The organism is Kitasatospora sp. NPDC004723, from assembly GCF_040609255.1.
Classification (GTDB): Bacteria; Actinomycetota; Actinomycetes; order Streptomycetales; family Streptomycetaceae; genus Kitasatospora.
The window spans coordinates 1-17,362 of record NZ_JBEXJT010000003.1 but is presented as its reverse complement, the minus strand read 5'-3'; the positions used below and the strand labels follow the sequence as shown (position 1 = coordinate 17,362).

Sequence of the window (17,362 nt, the reverse complement as noted above, 5' to 3'; positions counted from 1 at the left end):
CCGGGGGCGTGTCCGGGGCAGTCCTTCCGGCAGGGAAGAATGCCCCTCGTAGGGCACAACAGGGCGGCGGAAGGCGGCAGGTCCAGTGGAACCTCGGATTCTCGGCAGCGGCACGGACGAGCACCTCGCGGATCCCTTCGGCAGCGCCGAACTGCGCCGTCGGGTGCTGGACGCCTGGGCCGCCTCCCCGGCCCGGTTCCGGGAGGACGCCAACGCCGAGGAGGAGCTCGCCCTCGGCGGCTACCGCGACCGGCTGGTCGTCGAGCTGGCGCAGAACGCCGCCGACGCCGCCGTCCGCGCCGGGCACGGCCCCGGCCGGCTGCGGCTCACCCTGGCGGACGGCGTGCTGGCCGCCGCGAACACCGGCGCGCCGCTGGACGCCGCCGCCGTCGAGTCGCTGTCCACCCTGCGCGCCTCCTCCAAGCGCGGCGAGCACGAGACCACCGTCGGCCGCTTCGGCGTGGGCTTCGCCGCCGTCCTCGCGGTCACCGACGAGCCCGCCGTGCTCGGTTCGGCCGGCGGCGTGCGCTGGTCGCTCGGCGAGGCCCGGGCACTGGCCGGGACGCAGCCGGCGCTCGCCGAGGAACTGCGCCGCCGGGACGGTCACGTGCCGCTGCTGCGCCTGCCGTTCGCCGCCGAGGGCCCGGCGCCCGAGGGGTACGACACGGTGGTGGTGCTGCCGCTGCGCGACGCCGCCGCCGAGGACCTCACCCGCCGGCTGCTGGCCGGCATCGACGACGCGCTGCTGCTCACCCTGCCGGGCCTGGCCGAGGTGGTGGTGGAGACCTCGGAGGGCACCCGTACGCTGACCCGCTCCGCCGTGGAGCCGCGTCCCGACGGCGTCGCCGAGGTGACGGTCACCGACGACGCCGGCGGGGGGCACCGGCGCACCGTCTGGCAGACCGCCGAGGCGGCCGGCGCGCTCGCCGCGGAGCTGCTCGCCGACCGGCCCACCGAGGAGCGCGCCCGCCCCTTCTGGACGGTGACCTGGGCGGTGCCGGTCTCCGAGGAGGGCGACCCGCAGCGGCCCGCGATCGACCCGGTGCTGCACGCGCCCACCCCCAGCGACGAGCCGCTCGGCCTGCCCGCGCTGCTGATCGCCTCCTACCCGCTGGACTCCACCCGCCGGCACGTCGCCCCCGGCCCGCTCGCCGACTTCCTCACCGAGCGCGCCGCCGACGCCTACGCCGACCTGCTGCGCGCCCGCGGCGGCGACCTCGGCTCGCTCGGCCTGGTGCCCGGCCCGCTCGGCCAGGGCGCGCTGGACAACGCGCTGCGCGCCGCCGTGCTCTCCCGGCTGCCCGGTACGCCGTTCCTGCCGCACCCGGCGCCGGTCGAGGAGGGCACCCCCGCGCTGCGGCCCCGGGACGCCACGCTGCTGGAGGGCGCGGACGGCTCGGTGGTCGAGGCGCTGGCGCCGATCTTCCCCGGTCTGCTGCCGGCCGGCCTGGAGCGCCGCACCGAACTGCGGGTGCTCAACGTCCGCCGGGTCCCGCTCGCCGAGGTGGTCGACCAGCTGGGCGGCCTGGACCGGGAGCCGGCCTGGTGGCGCAACCTGTACGCGGCGCTCGGTGGCGCCGACCCGGAGGCGCTCGGCGCGCTGCCGGTGCCGCTCGCCGACGGCCGGACGGTGACCGGCCCGCGCCGGGTCCTGCTGCCCTCCGACGCCGCCGACTGGGCGGCCTTCCCCGGCTACCCCGAGTCGCTGGCCGACACGCTCGCCGTGCTCGACCTGCGGCTCGCCCACCCGGAGGCCGCCCACCCGCTGCTCGCCAAGCTCGGCGCCGGCGCGGCCACCCCGGCCGGGGTGCTGGACACGCCCGAGGTGCGGGCCGCCGTCGCCCGCTCCTACGAGCTGGCCGAGGACGACCCGGACGCCGCCGCCGACCTCGCCGAGGCGGTGCTGGCGCTCGTCAAGGCAGCCGCCCCGGCGCCCGGCGAGCACCCCTGGCTGGCCCGGCTGGCCCTGCTCGACGACGAGGGCGAGCCCGCCCGCGCCGGCGAGCTGCTGCTCCCCGACAGCCCGCTCGCCGAGCTGGCGCGCGAGGACGACGCGGCCTGGGTGGACGACGACCTGCTGGAGCGCTGGGGCCCGGAGGTGCTCGCCGCCGTCGGCGTACCGGCCGACTTCGTGCTGGTCCGCGCCGAGGACGTGGTGCTCGACCCGGACGACCTGGACCGGCTCGACCCGACCGTGCCCGCCGACCGGGCGGCCGGCGGCCACCCCACCGGGCTGATCGACGAGGCGCCGGACGGCCTGGCCGACTGGGCCGAGGACGCGCTGGAGGCGCTGCACGCCGACGACGGGGACACCGCGGGCGTCCCGCCGGTCGCCGCCGAGCTGCTCGCCGTCCGCGACCTGGACCTGGTGGACGACGACGCCTGGCCGCAGGCGCTGGCCGCGCTGGCCCGCCCGCCGTACCGGGACGCCGTCGTCACTCCGGTCCGCACGCTGCTGCCGGACGGCTCGTACGCCGACCTGCCGCCGTACACCGCCTGGTGGCTGCGCGACCACCCGGTGCTGGACGGCCGCGAGCCCGCCGGGCTGCGCGCGGCCGGCGCCGACCCGCTGCTGCGCGGCCTGTACGACGAGGCCCGCACCACCCTGGACGAGCAGTTCCTGCACGCGCTGGGGGTGCGCACCACGCTGACCGCGCTGCTCGCCGAGCCGCACGGGCCGGACGAGGTGCTGGACCGGCTGACCGACCCGGCCGCCGAGGTCGGGCACCGCCAGCTGCACGGCATCCACAGCGCGCTGGCCCGGATCGAGGTGGAGCGGATCGAACCGCTGGACGTGGTGCGGGCGGTGCCGCCGCTGGACCGGGCCACCGGCCGCCGTCCCGACCGCACGATCGTGGTGGACGCCGCCGAGGCGGTCGTCGCGGACGCCCCCGACCTGGTGGAGCTGCTGCACGACCACCCGCTGCTGCCGGTCGCCCCGGCGCTGGCCGCCGACCTCGCCGAGCGGCTGCACGTCTCGCTGGCCAGCGAGGTGGCCGGCGGGCGGGTGCTCTCCCAGGGCGCCCTGCACCGGGTGCCGGCCGTGGTGCGGGAGCTGCTGCCCGGCTGCCCGGTCGCGTACGAGGAGCACGAGGACCTGCTGGTGGTCGGCCCGGACGGCGAGGAGGCCACCGTGGACTGGCGCTGGGACGCCGCCGCGGACACCCCGGAGGCGCCGTACGACCCGGAGTCGGCCGAGGAGGCGGACGAGGACGACGAGTTCGAGGTGCCGCCGGTGCCCGGGCTGCTGCACGCGGCCACGCCGGAGGGGCTGGCCGCCGGGCTGGCCTGGTCGGTCGGGCAGTGGCACCGCCGGTTCGAGGTGCTGGCCGCGCTCAGCGAGCCGGACCGGGCGTACGAGCTGTCCGCCGCCCGCGACTTCGAGGGCTGAGCCGCCTGGCTCCGGTGCCCGCCCCGGTCAGGAGCGGGTGCCGGAGCGGGTCCGGCCGCGGGCGATCAGCCGCAGGTAGATCGTGAGGGTGGCCACCACCCAGGTGGCGGTCAGCACGGCGGCGACCGCCTTGGTCAGCCGTGGTCCGGGGTGGATCCCGGCCAGCGCGCCGACCCCCGCCATCGCCAGGGCCAGCAGCCCGGTGGCCAGCAGCCCGCCCAGGAAGGCCGCGAAGGCCTCCAGTTCACCGCCCCTGCGTGCCATCGCGGCACTCCCCCCGTCGCCCGGTCCCGGGGTCAATGATCGGTCCGGCGGCGCATGATCCGCCAGACCACCTCCAGCACCACTCCGGCGATCAGCGCGATGCCGACGCCGATCCACGGGTCCCGGGTGCCGGACAGCGAGAGCTGGAAGAAGTCGGAGAGCCAGGGCACCGTCAGCACCAGCGCGAACGCCCCGCACATCGTCCCGATCAGCAGCAGCCGCCACCAGTTGTACGGGCGGGCCACGATCGCCAGCACCCAGATCGCGACCAGGAAGAGCGTCAGGGTGGCCACGCTGGTGTCCGACTCCAGGTCGGTGGCGTGGTCGGCGCGGGCCAGCGCGTACGCGGTGAAGGTCGCCGTCCCCGCGATCACACCGCCGGGGATCGCGAACCGCAGCACCCGGCGCACGAAGCCGGTGCGGGCGCGCTCGTTGTTGGGCGCGAGCGCCAGGAAGAAGGCCGGCACGCCGATCGTCAGGGTGGACAGCACGGTGGAGTGCCGGGGCAGGAACGGGTACGGCGAGTGGGTGAAGATCACCAGCAGCGCCAGCAGCACCGAGTAGACCGTCTTGACCAGGAACAGCCCGGCCACCCGCTCGATGTTGCCGATCACCCGGCGGCCCTCGGCGACCACCGAGGGCATCACCGCGAAGGAGTTGTTCAGCAGCACGATCTGGGCGACCGCCTTGGTCGCGTCGCTGCCGCTGCCCATCGCCACGCCGATGTCCGCGTCCTTGAGCGCCAGCACGTCGTTGACGCCGTCGCCGGTCATCGCCACGGTGCGCCCGCGCGACTGCAGCGCGCCGACCAGCTCGCGCTTCTGCTGCGGGGTGACCCGGCCGAAGACGGTGGTGCGCTCGGCGGTGTCGGCGAAGGCCTGCGGATCGCCGGGCAGGGTGCGCGCGTCCACCGGGTGGTCGGCGCCGGGCAGCCCGAGGTGGGCGGCGACCGCGCCGACCGAGACGGCCGAGTCACCCGAGATCACCTTCGCCTGGACCCGCTGGCCCTCGAAGTAGCGCAGGGTGTCGGCGGCGTCCTCGCGCAGCCGCTGCCGCAGCACCACCAGGGCGAGCGGCCGCAGCCCGGCGGCCGGGTCCGGGGCGTCCAGCGGGACCGGCGAGCGGCCCAGCAGCAGCACCCGCAGGCCCTGGGTGCCCAGCTCGTCCACCTCGGCCAGTGCCGGGTGGCCGGCGGGCAGCAGCACGTCGGGGGCGCCGAGCAGCCAGCTGGCCTCTTCTCCGCGCGGCTCCAGCAGCTGGACGCCGCTCCACTTGCGGGCGGAGGAGAACGGCATCGCCTCGATCACCCGCCAGCCGTCGCGGCGCTCGCCGCTGCCGTCGCCGTAGGCGTCGATGACGGCCTGCATCGACGGGTTGGGGCGGGCGTCGGCGCCGGCCATCACGCCGAGCGCCTGCTTGACCGTCTCCTTGAGGGCGCCGTTCTCCGCCAGGGCGTCGCCCGCCGGCTCGCCCTGGTCACCGCCGTCGGTGATGATCCGCAGGTCGACGACGTCCATGCCGCCCTCGGTCAGGGTGCCGGTCTTGTCCAGGCAGACGGTGTCCACCCGGGCCAGTCCCTCGATCGCGGGAAGCTCCTGCACCAGGCACTGCTTGCGGCCCAGCCGGACCACGCCGATCGCGAAGGCCACCGAGGTCAGCAGCACCAGGCCCTCGGGCACCATCGGCACGATCCCGGCGATCATCCGGCGGACCGCCTCGCGCCAGTCCCGGCCCTCCACCGCCAGCTGGCTGATGATCAGACCGATCGCGGTCGGCACCAGCAGCCAGGTGATGAACCGCAGGATGCTGTCGATGCCGGTGCGCAGCTCCGACTTCACCAGGGTGAACCGGCTCGCCTCCTCGGCCAGCTGCGCCGCGTACGCCTCCCGGCCGACCTTGGTGGCGGTGAACGCGCCGGCGCCGGCCACCACGAAGCTGCCGGACATCACCGCGTCGCCGGGGTGCTTGAGCACCGGGTCCGGCTCGCCGGTGAGCAGCGACTCGTCGATCTCCAGGCCGTCCGCCTCGGTGACCTCGCCGTCGACGATCACCTTGTCGCCGATGCCGAGCAGCACGGTGTCGTCCAGCACGATCTCGCCGATGGCGACCTGCGTCGCGGCGCCGTCGCGGCGTACCTGGGGCCTGGCCTCGCCGATCAGCGCGAGGCTGTCCAGGGTCTTCTTGGCGCGCAGCTCCTGGATGATGCCGATCGCCGTGTTGGCGACGATGACCAGGCCGAACAGGCCGTCCTGGAGCGGGCCGACGATCAGGATGATCGCGAACATCACGCCGATGATCGCGTTGAACCGGGTGAAGACGTTCGCCCGGACGATCTCCCGGGTGGAGCGGCTGGAGCGGACCGGGACGTCGTTGACCTCGCCGCGGGCGACCCGCTCGGCCACCTCGGCGGAGGTCAGCCCGCCGCGTCGGCCGGGCAGCAGACCGAGCGGGTGGGCACCGTCCGGCTGGTCACCGGTGGGCTTGTCCTCGGCGGGCTGCGCGGGCTGCGTCATGGCACCGACTCTACGGGGGCCTTATGTCCGATGCGTGCTACTAAAGGACTATTCAGTCCGACCGGGTGGCTGGATTCTGCGCCTCTTCGGCGGCCGCCGCCCGGCTGCGCGCGATGGCGTCCCGGCGGGCCCGGCAGTACCAGAGGCCGATCAGTCCGAGCCCGCCGCCGGCCAGGCAGATCCACGGCCAGCTGCCGTGGCCGTGGTCGGACAGCGTGCCCCAGAACGGGAGCAGGACCACGAACGCCACGAACCAGAGCACCGTGCCGCCGCCGACGATCGCGACGTCGTTGGCCTCCAGCGGCGGGGGCGAGGGGTGCAGTGGCGTCTTGGGCATGGGCCCTAGGGTACGGTGCGGCCGTACGTCCGATCGATTCTGTGCGGGGACTGGCCGCGCTTGTTACGTGGGTTATTCGTTCTACGCGCGAAGATAGCGTACGAGCGATCGGGGAACCCATACTTGTTTTTCCGGTCGGTCGCGGCATGCTCAGGACATCGTGCTTCGTGCCCGTCCCACCGGGGCGCCCGGTGCCACCGTCGTTCCCGGGCGGGTCCCCCTCTCCTCCGCCCCCCACAGAGGACGCAGCATGCCCGTGGCCCAGCCGACCACCGAGTCGCCCGAGCCCGCCCAGCCCGACACGCCGAAGCCCCCGTTCGGCGCGCTGGACCGCTACTTCCGGATCAGCGAGCGCGGCTCCTCCCTGCCGCGCGAGATCCGCGGTGGTGTCGCCACCTTCTTCACCATGGCGTACATCCTGGTGCTGAACCCGATCATCCTGGCCAGCGCCACGGACATGACCGGCGCCCACCTGGACAGCGCCCAGCTGGTCACCGCCACCGCGCTCACCGCCGGCCTGACCACGCTGCTCATGGGCGTCATCGGCAACGTCCCGATCGGCCTGGCCGCCGGCCTCGGCGTGAACACCATCGTCGCCCTCCAGCTCGCACCCAAGATGACCTGGCCGGACGCCATGGGCATGGTCGTGCTGGCCGGCTTCGCGATCATGCTCCTGGTCGCCACCGGCCTGCGCGAGCGGGTCATGAGCGCCGTCCCGCTCGGCCTGCGCAAGGCCATCGCGATCGGCATCGGTCTGTTCATCACCCTGGTCGGCCTGGTCGACTCCGGCTTCGTCACCCGCATCCCCGACGCCGCCCACACCACCGTCCCGCTCCAGCTCGGCGTCGGCGGCCACCTGCACGGCTGGCCGGTCCTGGTCTTCGTGCTCGGCCTGCTGCTCACCCTCGTCCTGCTGGTGCGCAAGGTCCCCGGCGCGATCCTGATCTCCATCGCCGTGATGACCGGCGTCGCCGTGGTGATCGACAAGCTCGCCGACATCCCCGCCCTCAGCTGGGGCCTGACCGTCCCGGCCTGGCCGGGCAACCCGGTCGCCGCTCCCGACTTTGGCCTGGTCGGCAAGGTCAGCCTGTTCGGCGGTTTCGAGAAGGTCGGCGTCCTCACCGGCGTGCTCTTCGTCTTCACCGTCCTGATGTCCTGCTTCTTCGACGCGATGGGCACCATCCTCGGTGTCGCCGACGAGGCCCACCTGCTGGACGAGAAGGGCGACCTGCCCGGCATCAACAAGGTCCTGATGATCGACGGCATCGCCACCGCGGCGGGCGGCGCCACCTCGTCCTCGGCCAACACGTGCTTCGTCGAGTCCACCGCCGGCGTCGGCGAGGGCGCCCGCACCGGCTTCGCCTCCATCGTCACCGGCGGCCTCTTCGTGGTGGCCCTCTTCCTCACCCCGCTCGCCACCATGGTCCCCGCCCAGGCCGCCACCCCCGCCCTGGTCACCGTCGGCTTCCTGATCCTCGCCAACTCGGTGCGGGACATCGACTGGGCCGACTACACCATCGCGATCCCGGCCTTCCTGACCATCGCGATGATGCCGTTCACCTACTCCATCACCAACGGCATCGGCTTCGGCTTCATCACCTTCTGCATCCTGCGCATCGCCACCGGCCGCGCCCGCGAGGTCCCGCTCCCGATGTACGCGGTCTCCGCCGTCTTCGCCTTCTACTACCTGATGCCCGCCCTCGGCCTGCTCTGACCACCCCCGCCAGGGACCCCAATGGCCCCGCGCTCCGCTCGGAGCGCGGGGCCGTTCTCGATATCGAGAATTCGCGTAAGCTGATATCGCTTTCTTGTTGTCGCCCGCGGGAGGAACAGCCATGGCGCGAACCGTGATCGACCTCGATGACGACCTTCTGGCCGAGGCCCAGCAACTGTTCGGTACGACCACCAAGGTCGCCACGGTCAACGCTGCGCTGCTGGAGGCCGTGAAGCTGGCCAGGCGGATAGAGCTTGCCGATGCCATCGCCGGCGGGGAGTTCGACCTCCTCGAGGAATCGGGCAAGTCGGCGGCGGCGTGAGCCGAGAGCGCTTCCTGATCGACAAGTCGGCCCTGGCGCGCTGGGGCAAGCCGGCGGTGCGGCCCGTCCTCGACGACCTCTCGCAGCGTGCGCTCCTGGCGGTGACCGCGGCGGTCGAGATGGAGGTACTGCACAGCGCCCGGAGTGCGGCGGAAGCGGACCGGCTGAGCCATCTGCTCAGGGGGTTCGACTACCTGCCGTGCACGGACGAGGTCTGGGACCGGGCCAAGGACATTCAGCGCCGCGCCCTGTTCCGCGGCAATCACCGAGCTCTGTCCATGGCCGACATGCTGATCGCCGCCACCGCTGAGCGGCACGAGGTGACGGTCCTGCACTACGACGGCGACTATGACATGATCGCGGCCATCACCGGGCAGCCGACCCGCTGGGTCGTACCGGCGGGAACGGCCGACTGAGTTCCGGCGACGGCTCACCGGCCCGCACTCCGCCACGAGGAGTGCGGGCCGGTGTCGTCGGCGCGGGCCGCGGGGCTCAGTCCTCGTCGGAGAACTCGTGCGTCTCGCGGCTGAAGGGCCGGGGGACGACGGCCAGGCGGTCGGCCGGCCAGAGGTCGTCCCGTTCGTTGAGGCTGAGCTCGCCGCCGCGCCGCAGCAGCCAGACGGTCTCGTAGTGGTACTGCAGCACCGCGTCGCCGGGGACGCGCTCCAGCAGGCCCGAGACCAGCCGGACGACGTCGTCCTCCTGCCCCCGCAGATCGGTGGTCTTGTCGAGCCGGAAGACCACCGACACGGTCGCGGTGATGTGGAGGTCCGTGACCAGCGGGTTCCACGGCCTGGGGTTGGGGGCGAACACCCGGATCCACGTGCCGAACCTGGTGGCGACGCCTTCGGTGAGCAGGTCCGCCGCCCGCGTGGTCGCATCGAACAGCCTGCCGCCCTGCGCGACGTCGTTCAGCGTGTCGGCCACCTCGGTGACGGACATCGATGTGGCCAGGCTGAAGCTGTGGGAAATCGACATGGCTGGGATCCGTTCGAACGCGCTAGGGGTAGATGTGCAGGATATTGCCCTGCCGGTCGATCACGACGGCCTCGTGGAGCCCTTCGATCGGCCAGTCGTGGAGCTGGGACTTGAGCGCCGCGACGTCCACGGGCGAATCCGCGAGATTGACGACGATGCGGTTGGTCTGGCCCTCCTGGATCTTCTCCTCGATCCGTGAGCCGACATTCCGGGCGCTGCTGCTCGACGGTGAAACGCAGTCGAATATCTCGCCCTCGATCCGGTAGTCGGGATTCTTCGGGCCGGGCACCGACGGGTTCTGTTCCACGTGGTAGCCCTGCTTGGCCAGGATCTCCGCCGATTCGTTCTCGCGCTGGAGCGCGAGCCGGTTCTCGGGTGCGTCGCCCGGGTTGATCCGGGTGGTGGACCCCTGCGGTGTGGCGTTGGGGTCGGGACCCCTCGACGGCTGGGTGCGGGCCTCGCCCGCGCCGCCGCCCCCGCCCCCGCCGTCGCCCTCCATGTGGACGCGGTTCGGTCCCGCCGCGTCCTCGATGATCTGGCTCGCGCCCATGCCGGCCATGCCCGCACCGGTGGCGATCATTCCGGCGGACAGGACGTTCACGGGCACGCCGATCACGGCGCCCGCGCCGGTGAGGTCGAGCCCGGCTCCCAGCACCTCGCCGCCGGCGCCCAGGGCGGCGAGACTGAGGCCGCCCGCGACCTCCAGCACGGCGCCCGGGTCGTGGATCATCGCGTTGCCCACCGACGCCAGGTCCTCGACGGCCGTCTTGCCGAGATCCACGGCGAAGTCACCGGCGTCGGAGAAGAAGTCGCCGACCTTGTCCAGCCAGCCCGGCTCCTTGGGAGCCTTGTCGCGGACCTTGCCGATCGTGCGTGCCGCCGTGTCGCCCGCGTTCTTGAGCTGCTCCCGCGCGGCCTTGAGCGTCTGGGCGGCGGCCGCCCGCGCGGCCTCGCCGGGATCGGTGAACGGCAGGCCGTGCCCGGCGTTCCGCTCCGCGTCCTGGTGTTCGGACTTCGCCTTGCCCGTGGCGGCCCGGCCCTCGTCCCACTGCCGGATCGCGTCCGCGGCCTGCCCCTGGGCCCAGGCCAGTGTCGACTGGTAGCCGGCCAGGGCGGTGGAGGCCTCGTGGAAGCAGTCGCCGGCCACCAGCCACTTCTTCGGCTCGCCGTGGAAGGCGTGCCGGAACGCGTCGCCGGCCTTCCCCGACCAGCCCTCGACGGTGTCGATGCGCCTGAGGCCTTCGCCGGTCGAGTGCAGGGTGTCGCCGTAGCTCTTGAGCCAGGCGACGGTCGAGGCGATCGACTCGGTGCTCCCCGGTACGAGTTCCTTGGGGTCGGCGGTCTGCCCGAGGTCCTTGGCCACTACTGCGCCCCGGGGTCCCTGCCGTCCGGCCGGGTCACCGTGCCGCCGGGCTGACCGAAGAGTGTCCCGTCGATCTCGCGGTAGGCCTTGACGCTCGCGGTCAGCCGCTGGGAGACCTGGGCGGCGTCCTTCACCAGGTGTTCGACACCGATCTCCCAGCGGGTGCAGAACTTCTCCAGGACGTCGGCCAGGTGCCCGTGCCCGATCTCGCTCTTCTTGGGGTCGAGATCGCTCACCTTTCTGAACTGGAGTTTCGCCACGGTGCCGGTGATCCCGGAAGCCGCCTTCTCCAAGGCCGCCAGGTCCACCGTGAATCCGTCCGCCACGAGCCCCTCCCCCTACCGGGCTTGCCGGGTGTGAATCGACCGCAAGGACCACCGAAGCTAGCACGGCGAATTGGCTTCCGGTGCGGCGATTTCGGAGGAGGCGGCGGAAATCGATTTGCCGGCGGGAACTCCGGTTTCGGCTGGGGAGAATGGGGCCGGTGTGCCGGAAGTGAATTCGCGGCGGGGCGGGAATTCCGGGGCCGGCCGGTGGGCGGAGGCGTCAGTGGACGCAGAACTCGTTGCCCTCCGGGTCCTGCATCACGGTCCAGGAGCCGCCCGGCTCGGCGACCTCGCGCAGGGTGGCGGCGCCGAGGGCGGTGAGGCGGGTGACGGTGGCGGCGCGGGCGTCGGGGCCGGGGTGGAGGTCGAGGTGGAGGCGGTTCTTGCCCTGCTTCGGCTCGGGGACGCGCTGGAAGAGGATCCGCCGGCCGAGGCCGGTGTCGCTGGTGGGGTCGTGCGCGTCCTCGGGGTGGCGGACGGCGGCCAGGGTCAGCCAGGCGTGCCGGCCGTCGACCTCGGTGATCTGGTCCGGGGTGACCGCGCCGCCCGCGAGCAGGTTGGCGATCAGGGTGCTGTGGTCCTCGACGGTGTAGTCGAGGGCGGCGGCCCAGAAGGCGGCCTGGCGGTGCGGATCGGTGGCGTCGATGACGAGCTTCCAGTGCATGGGCATGTAACCGGTTATAGGGGTTGCGGGTGGGGCGTGGCAAGTGGGGGTGTCAAGGGGGCCTCGGTGTAGGGGAGTTGACGGTGGGCATACTCCGGGCTGAGACGGGGGAGGGGAGCGGTTCGATGGTCAGACAGGATCCACCCGCGGGGGTCGAGGCGCAGCTGCTGCCGGAGCTGTTCCGGACGGCCGACCAGGCGTCACTGTCCGGGCAGCAGCAGACGTTGCGCTGGTACCGGGGGCTCATCTCGATGCTGGTGCTCGCGGCGGCGGTCGGTTCGCTGCCCGGGCCGGACGACAAGGGGGCCTCCGACATCACGCCGCTGTTCTCGGTGGTGGCGCTGCTGGTGGCCGGCTACTTCTGGGCGCGGCTGCGCCGCAGCAATCCGCAGGGGCGCTGGTACGAGGCGCGGGCGGCGGCCGAGTCGGTGAAGACGCTGGCCTGGAAGTACTCGGTGCGGGCCCGGCCGTTCGAGGGTGACGCGGAGTCGGCGGACGTCGACCGCGGCTACCTGCTGCAAGTGGAGGACGTGCTGCGGGCGTTCGAGGATCCGGCGATCGTGCCGCCGGAGTCGGTCGCCGAGATCACCCCGGAGATGCGCCGGGTGCGGGCGGAGTCGCTGACCGCGCGGCGGACGCTCTACCTGCGCACCCGGGTGGAGGGGCAGCGGACGTGGTACCGCTCGCGCGCCGAGTCCTGCGAGTCGCAGGCGGTGACCTGGGGGCTGGGCGTGGCGGGGCTGATCATCGTCGGCGCGGCGGCGGCGATCGCGCAGGCGACCGGGGCGCTGCAGGTGCACGTCTTCGGGGCCACCTCGGCGGCGGCCGCGGCGGTGATCGCCTGGACGCAGCTGAAGCAGCTCCGTCCGCTGGCGGCCGCGTACCAGCTGGCCGCGCGGGAGCTGGAGAACGTCGGCAACCAGCTGTCCGACCTCGACCCGCGGATGCCGGACGCCGAGCAGCGCTGGGCCCGGCTGGCCGCCGAGGCGGAGGACGCGGTCTCGCGCGAGCACACCACCTGGCGGGCGCGGCGGGCCTTCCCGCGCTGACACCGGGCCGATCGCGGGCCGATGCCGGGCCGACCCGCGCCGGCCGGACGGGGCCGGCCGCCCGGTCAGGCGTCCAGCGGGGCCAGGCCGAACGGGTGGCCGGCCGGGTCGATCAGCACCTTGAGCGTCCGGCCGTGCTGGTAGGTGGGCTCGGTCGCGCCCAGGGCCAGGGCGCGGGCGGTGGCCGCCTCCAGGTCGTCCACGTAGAAGTCCAGGTGGAAGTGCTTGCCGCCGTCCGGCTCGGTCCACGGCTCCGGCCGGTACCCGCTGACCCGGCCGAAGCCGAGCGGGCTGCCGCCCTCCGGGTTGTCCAGGATGGCGAACCGCTCGTCCACGTGCCGGGTCTCCCAGCCGAGCAGCGCGCCGTAGAAGGCGGCCAGCGCGACCGGGTCGGCGCAGTCGATGGTGACCATCGCGAGGCGGGCGAAGCCGGTGTCGTCCTGCCCGGTCGGGTCGACCATGGTGGCCTGCTCGGAGGCGACGTCGGTCATGGCTGTCGACCCTTCTGCTGAGCGTGCTGCGGCGCCGGGGCCCGCGCGGACCGGGTCCCAGGACCAGCATCGCACCGGGAGTCACGGAGAGCACGGCCAGCCGGAGCGGGGCGGGGGGGAGCAAGGCGCTCGGCAGCGGGCCCCGGGCCGTTGACCAGCGCAGATCGGTCAGGGGCATTCCGGATCGCTGACGCGGCGACGGCCGGCTCCCGGGAGAACGGGATCAAGGCGCCGACGCCCGGCGCCGGACCTGCCGAAGGAGCCGGGCCGCGGACGGTCGGAATCCAATTTTCTTTAGCCAGAGTAATGACGTAGGCTAAAGAACATGCCCGAGATGTCCGAGCAGGACCTCGCAGCCATCAGTCAGCTGCGGTCGTCCGCGATGCGCCTCTCCCGTCGACTGCGCCACCAGCGGGTCGAGGAGTCGCTCAGTCCCACCGAGATCGGGGTGCTGGGCACCCTCGCCCGGTGCGGGAAGGCCACGCCGGGCGAGCTCGCCCGGAAGGAGCACGTACAGCCGCCCTCGATGACCAGGATCGTCGCGATGCTGGAGGAGAAGGGCCTGGTGCGGCGCGAACCGCACCCGGAGGACCGCCGGCAGGTGGTCGTCAGCAGTACCGAACAGGCCGAGGCGATCCTGGCGGAGTCCCGCCGGCGTCGTAACGCCTGGCTCGCCGAGCTCGCCGAGGGGCTCGACGAGGAGGAGTGGGCGAAGCTCCGCGAGGCCGCGCCCGTGCTCTACAAGCTCGCACACCTCTAGGCACAGCGAATCCGGTAGCCGCCGGAGGACGAAGGAGAACCGCATCACCGCAGGACCGAAGACCGACACCAGGAGCGCGACGGCCATGCCACGGGCCGTCGCGCCGCGAGGGGAGACCACCGTGACACCGCCGGCCGCAGCCAGCGCCGCCACCCGTACCCGGACCGACGAGCAGACCACCGACCCCGCCGCGGCGAACGCCGTGGCCGCCGACGCCCAGGCACCCGCCCCGACGGGGCTGCCCGGCAACGGCGACGACGACCCCGACGAACGCACCGCGGCGGACGACCCCGCCGCTCCCGGCCGCACCCGCGCGGCCGCGTCCCCCACGGCGGACTCGCCGACCGGCGCCGCCTTCACCAGGCCCGGGGGGATGTTCTCCTCACTGCGCGTTCGCAACTACCGCTACTACTTCGCCGGCCAGGTGGTGTCCAACACCGGCACCTGGATGCAGCGCATCGCCCAGGACTGGCTGGTCCTCAGCCTCACCGGCAGCCCGCTCGCGGTCGGCATCACCACCGCCATGCAGTTCCTGCCGATGCTGCTGTTCGGCCTGTTCGGCGGGGTGCTCGCCGACCGGATGCCCAAGCGCCGGCTGCTGATCCTCACCCAGGGCGCGATGGGCCTGCTCGCCGCCGGCCTCGCCGTGCTGACCGTCGGCGGTGTGGTGACCCCGTACTACGTGTACCTGTTCGCGCTGCTGCTCGGCCTGGTCACGGTGGTCGACAACCCGACCCGGCAGGCGTTCGTCTCCGAGATGGTCGGGCCGAAGGACCTCGCCAACGCGGTCAGCCTCAACGCCGCCAACTTCCAGACCGCCCGGCTGGTCGGCCCCGCCGTCGCGGGTCTGCTAATCGCCGCGGTCGGCAGCGGCTGGGCGTTCGCGCTGAACGCACTGTCGTTCGCCGCCGTGATCGGCGGGCTGCTCGCGATGCGGGAGAGCGAACTGCGCCCGACCACGCCGATCGCCCGCGAGAAGGGCCAGCTGCGGGAGGGGCTGCGGTACGTCAAGGAGCGGCCCGAGCTGCTCTGGCCGATGGTGCTGGCCGGCTTCATCGGTACCTTCGGCTTCAACTTCCCGACGCTGCTGGCGGGTTTCGCCTCCGACACCTTCCACGTCGGCGCCGGGCAGTACGGCCTGCTGAACACCGCGATGGCCGTCGGATCGCTGACCGGCGCGCTGATCGCGGCCCGCCGGGGTGTGCCGCGGCTGCGCAGACTGGTCGGCGCCGCCCTCGCGTTCGGCGCGCTGGAGGTGGTGGCGGCGTTCGCGCCCGGCTACTGGACCTTCGCGCTGCTGCTCACCCTGATCGGGGTGTTCGGGCTGAGCTTCAACACCTCGGTCAACGCCTCGCTCCAGCTGGGCACCGACCCGGAGATGCGCGGGCGGGTGATGGGCCTGCTGATGCTGGTCTTCACCGGCGGGACGCCGATCGGCGCGCCGATCGTGGGCTGGGTGACCGCCTCGTACGGGCCCCGGGTGGGACTGCTGGCCTGCGGCCTGGTCTCGGCGGCGGCGGCCGGTGCGGTCGGCCTGGTCCTGGCCCGCAGCGCCGAGCTGCGGCTGCGGCTGGACCTGCACCCCGGGCGCCGGGGCCGGGTGGTGGCGCTGGTGCCGCGTCCGGCGGCGAGCGCCAAGCCGGAGCTGGCCACAGCCTGCTGACGGGCCGCCGGCAGTCTGTCGATGTCCTGCGGGCCCGGTCCCGGAACGCCATGACGGCGCTCCGGGACCGGGCCCGTCGGCTCAGAGCCGGATCGCCAGGATCTGCCCCGGCCAGGGGCCGGCCGGCTGCTCGACCTCGAAGGACTCGGTCTCGGTGAAGCCGAGCGCCCGGTACTGGCCGACCAGCTTGCGGTCGTCACCGCCGAAGCAGTCCACCCGCAGCAGACCGATGCCGCGCCGGCGGGTCTCGTCGAGCGCGTCGGCGATCAGCGCCGAGCCGATCCCCGAGCCCTTGCGGCTCCGGTCGGTCACCAGGTTGCGGATGTACAGCTCGGGCTCGTCCACCGGGGTGGCGTAGTCGGGGCGCTGCTCGGACAATACGCAGGAGCCGACCGTGCGCCCCTCGGCGTCGACCGCGAGCCGGATCAGGAACGCCTCGCCGGTGTACTGGCCGATGTGCTCGACGCGGGCGGGGATGCCGCTGAACGACCGGTCGCCCCACTGACGGGTGCGGCCCTGGGCGGCCAGCCAGGCCACGGCGCCGTCGAGCAGGGACAGGATGTCGGGGATGTCCTCGGGGCCCCCGTTACGGATCTTCATGGGAATCCGTTCTAGTCCAAACCGTCCCGCGCGGGAAGATGGCCCCATGAGGCTCTTCGTGGCGGTGCTGCCTCCGGTGGAGGCGTTGCAGGACCTGGCCGACGCGGTGGCCCCGGTGCGCGGGCTGCCGGGGGCGGACCGGCTGCGCTGGACGGCGGCCGACGCCTGGCACCTGACCCTGGCCTTCTTCGGCGAGGTGCCGGCCGACCGGGTGCCGGAGCTGGAGGCCGCGCTGGCGGAGGTCGCCGAGGCGCACTCGGCGCACACGCTGCGGCTGGCCGGCGGCGGGCGGTTCGGGGACCGGGTGCTCTGGGCGGGGGTGGAGGGGCAGGACTGGGCGCTGCGCCGGATCGCCGAGGCGGTGTACCGGGCCACCGCGGAGGTGGTCGGCGAGACGGACGCGTTCAGCTTCCACCCGCACCTGACGCTGGCCCGGGCCGGCTCCTCGCGCGGTCGCCGGCGGGCGGAGCAGCGGCTGGCGGCCGCCGAGCTGGACGCGCTGGCCCGGGCGCTGGACGGCTACCGGGGGCCGGAGTGGGAGGCCGCCGAGCTGCACCTGATGCGCAGCGAGCAGGGCGGCGGCCCCGTCCGCTACACCTCGCTGTGCTCCTTGCCGCTGGCCCGCTGGGAGGCCGGGCCGCAGTAGCGGCGGTGGCCGGATCGGCGGCCTCGGCGTTCGGCCGCGAACCGGCCGGGGGTACGCTCGTTGACCGTGGATCCCAAGACTCGAATGCGAATCGTGACCGCCGCGCTGGTCCTGCTGCTGGTCACCGTGCTGGTCAGCTCGCTGGTCAACCGGTAAGGACGGAGACGGGAGAAGGGGGCCCCCCCCGGGGGGGGGGGGCGAAAGCCCGGGGGGGGGGGGGGGCGGGGGGCAACAACGGCGGGGGGCGGCACCCCCCCCCGGTTGGGGCGGCCCCCGCGGAA

17 protein-coding genes are annotated in these 17,362 nt (G+C 73.6%); 8 read left to right on the top strand and 9 right to left on the bottom strand.

All coding sequences use genetic code 11. The features are described from left to right. Positions 1-85 precede the first annotated feature (85 nt). Positions 86-3,391 carry a molecular chaperone Hsp90 gene (locus ABZW10_RS04815; protein WP_355359975.1) on the top strand — a complete coding sequence of 1,102 codons (3,306 nt, stop codon included), beginning with the start codon at positions 86-88 and terminating at the stop codon, positions 3,389-3,391. A 27-nt stretch (positions 3,392-3,418) separates the two neighbouring features. On the opposite strand, the gene ABZW10_RS04810 is transcribed toward ABZW10_RS04815, so the two are convergent. Genes ABZW10_RS04810 through ABZW10_RS04800 form a run of 3 tightly spaced genes read right to left on the bottom strand, consistent with a single transcriptional unit; the run spans position 3,419 to position 6,505 of the window. Next, positions 3,419-3,655, bottom strand: coding sequence for a hypothetical protein (locus ABZW10_RS04810; RefSeq protein ID WP_355359973.1), 237 nt, complete (start codon positions 3,653-3,655; stop codon positions 3,419-3,421). Positions 3,656-3,687: 32 nt separating this feature from the next. Beyond that, a complete protein-coding gene (locus ABZW10_RS04805; RefSeq protein ID WP_355359970.1) occupies positions 3,688-6,168 on the bottom strand; it encodes an HAD-IC family P-type ATPase in 2,481 nt (826 codons plus the stop codon). Between the two features lie 52 nt (positions 6,169-6,220). Further along, positions 6,221-6,505: a DUF2530 domain-containing protein gene (locus ABZW10_RS04800; protein ID WP_355359967.1), complete on the bottom strand. Its 285-nt coding sequence runs from the start codon at positions 6,503-6,505 to the stop codon at positions 6,221-6,223. Positions 6,506-6,755: 250 nt separating this feature from the next. Here ABZW10_RS04800 and ABZW10_RS04795 point away from each other — a divergent pair, with 250 nt between their 5' ends. From ABZW10_RS04795 to ABZW10_RS04785, 3 genes are all read left to right on the top strand, one after another. After that, positions 6,756-8,219: an NCS2 family permease gene (locus tag ABZW10_RS04795; RefSeq protein ID WP_355359964.1), complete on the top strand. Its 1,464-nt coding sequence runs from the start codon at positions 6,756-6,758 to the stop codon at positions 8,217-8,219. Between the two features lie 121 nt (positions 8,220-8,340). Further along, the gene (locus ABZW10_RS04790; RefSeq protein ID WP_355359961.1) at positions 8,341-8,541 is read left to right on the top strand and encodes a type II toxin-antitoxin system VapB family antitoxin; all 201 of its coding nucleotides are present in this window, start codon (positions 8,341-8,343) and stop codon (positions 8,539-8,541) included. Beyond that, positions 8,538-8,957 (top strand): PIN domain nuclease, encoded by a 420-nt coding sequence (locus tag ABZW10_RS04785; RefSeq protein ID WP_355359958.1) that lies wholly within the window; start codon positions 8,538-8,540, stop codon positions 8,955-8,957. The genes ABZW10_RS04790 and ABZW10_RS04785 overlap by 4 nt, the downstream gene beginning before the upstream one ends. A 76-nt stretch (positions 8,958-9,033) precedes the next feature. On the opposite strand, the gene ABZW10_RS04780 is transcribed toward ABZW10_RS04785, so the two are convergent. The 4 genes from ABZW10_RS04780 to ABZW10_RS04765 all read right to left on the bottom strand — a co-directional run bounded on the left by ABZW10_RS04780 (position 9,034) and on the right by ABZW10_RS04765 (position 11,878). Further along, positions 9,034-9,519, bottom strand: a complete 486-nt coding sequence (locus ABZW10_RS04780; protein WP_355359956.1) for a SitI3 family protein — start codon at positions 9,517-9,519, stop codon at positions 9,034-9,036. Positions 9,520-9,541: 22 nt separating this feature from the next. Further along, entirely contained in the window at positions 9,542-10,882 is a 1,341-nt protein-coding gene (locus ABZW10_RS04775) for a putative T7SS-secreted protein (protein WP_355359953.1), read from the bottom strand. Then, a complete protein-coding gene (locus ABZW10_RS04770) occupies positions 10,882-11,208 on the bottom strand; it encodes a hypothetical protein (RefSeq protein WP_355359950.1) in 327 nt (108 codons plus the stop codon). The genes ABZW10_RS04775 and ABZW10_RS04770 overlap by 1 nt, the downstream gene beginning before the upstream one ends. Before the next feature lie 220 nt (positions 11,209-11,428). Further along, complete coding sequence (locus ABZW10_RS04765) at positions 11,429-11,878, bottom strand: VOC family protein (RefSeq protein ID WP_355359947.1); 450 nt, start codon at positions 11,876-11,878, stop codon at positions 11,429-11,431. Between the two features lie 119 nt (positions 11,879-11,997). On the opposite strand from ABZW10_RS04765, the gene ABZW10_RS04760 reads away from it, so the two are divergent. Further along, complete coding sequence (locus ABZW10_RS04760) at positions 11,998-12,921, top strand: DUF4231 domain-containing protein (protein WP_355359944.1); 924 nt, start codon at positions 11,998-12,000, stop codon at positions 12,919-12,921. 65 nt (positions 12,922-12,986) lie between these two features. Here the strand turns inward: ABZW10_RS04760 and ABZW10_RS04755 are convergent, their stop codons facing one another. After that, positions 12,987-13,412, bottom strand: coding sequence for a VOC family protein (locus tag ABZW10_RS04755; RefSeq protein WP_355359941.1), 426 nt, complete (start codon positions 13,410-13,412; stop codon positions 12,987-12,989). A 325-nt stretch (positions 13,413-13,737) separates the two neighbouring features. Between ABZW10_RS04755 and ABZW10_RS04750 the strand changes: the two genes are divergently transcribed. Together ABZW10_RS04750 and ABZW10_RS04745 are read left to right on the top strand one after the other, a co-directional pair. Next, on the top strand, positions 13,738-14,172 hold the full coding sequence (locus tag ABZW10_RS04750; protein ID WP_355359938.1) for a MarR family transcriptional regulator: 435 nt from the start codon (positions 13,738-13,740) through the stop codon (positions 14,170-14,172). Positions 14,173-14,545: 373 nt separating this feature from the next. Continuing rightward, positions 14,546-15,835 carry an MFS transporter gene (locus tag ABZW10_RS04745; protein WP_355360889.1) on the top strand — a complete coding sequence of 430 codons (1,290 nt, stop codon included), beginning with the start codon at positions 14,546-14,548 and terminating at the stop codon, positions 15,833-15,835. 81 nt (positions 15,836-15,916) lie between these two features. Here the strand turns inward: ABZW10_RS04745 and ABZW10_RS04740 are convergent, their stop codons facing one another. Next, entirely contained in the window at positions 15,917-16,435 is a 519-nt protein-coding gene (locus ABZW10_RS04740) for a GNAT family N-acetyltransferase (protein WP_355359935.1), read from the bottom strand. A 46-nt stretch (positions 16,436-16,481) separates the two neighbouring features. Here ABZW10_RS04740 and thpR point away from each other — a divergent pair, with 46 nt between their 5' ends. Next, positions 16,482-17,081 (top strand): RNA 2',3'-cyclic phosphodiesterase, encoded by a 600-nt coding sequence (gene thpR / locus ABZW10_RS04735; protein WP_355359932.1) that lies wholly within the window; start codon positions 16,482-16,484, stop codon positions 17,079-17,081. Positions 17,082-17,362 lie beyond the last annotated feature (281 nt).

Excerpts from the sequence above, each read along its gene's own strand:
- ABZW10_RS04780 (WP_355359956.1), bottom strand. The coding sequence starts at position 9,519 with ATGTCGATTTCCCACAGCTTCAGCCTGGCCACATCGATGTCCGTCACC.
- ABZW10_RS04745 (WP_355360889.1), top strand. The coding sequence starts at position 14,546 with ATGTTCTCCTCACTGCGCGTTCGCAACTACCGCTACTACTTCGCCGGC.
- ABZW10_RS04790 (WP_355359961.1), top strand. The coding sequence starts at position 8,341 with ATGGCGCGAACCGTGATCGACCTCGATGACGACCTTCTGGCCGAGGCC.
- ABZW10_RS04805 (WP_355359970.1), bottom strand. The coding sequence starts at position 6,168 with ATGACGCAGCCCGCGCAGCCCGCCGAGGACAAGCCCACCGGTGACCAG.
- ABZW10_RS04765 (WP_355359947.1), bottom strand. The coding sequence starts at position 11,878 with ATGCCCATGCACTGGAAGCTCGTCATCGACGCCACCGATCCGCACCGC.
- thpR (WP_355359932.1), top strand. The coding sequence starts at position 16,482 with ATGAGGCTCTTCGTGGCGGTGCTGCCTCCGGTGGAGGCGTTGCAGGAC.
- ABZW10_RS04740 (WP_355359935.1), bottom strand. The coding sequence starts at position 16,435 with ATGAAGATCCGTAACGGGGGCCCCGAGGACATCCCCGACATCCTGTCC.
- ABZW10_RS04800 (WP_355359967.1), bottom strand. The coding sequence starts at position 6,505 with ATGCCCAAGACGCCACTGCACCCCTCGCCCCCGCCGCTGGAGGCCAAC.
- ABZW10_RS04795 (WP_355359964.1), top strand. The coding sequence starts at position 6,756 with ATGCCCGTGGCCCAGCCGACCACCGAGTCGCCCGAGCCCGCCCAGCCC.
- ABZW10_RS04810 (WP_355359973.1), bottom strand. The coding sequence starts at position 3,655 with ATGGCACGCAGGGGCGGTGAACTGGAGGCCTTCGCGGCCTTCCTGGGC.
- ABZW10_RS04755 (WP_355359941.1), bottom strand. The coding sequence starts at position 13,412 with ATGACCGACGTCGCCTCCGAGCAGGCCACCATGGTCGACCCGACCGGG.
- ABZW10_RS04750 (WP_355359938.1), top strand. The coding sequence starts at position 13,738 with ATGCCCGAGATGTCCGAGCAGGACCTCGCAGCCATCAGTCAGCTGCGG.
- ABZW10_RS04760 (WP_355359944.1), top strand. The coding sequence starts at position 11,998 with ATGGTCAGACAGGATCCACCCGCGGGGGTCGAGGCGCAGCTGCTGCCG.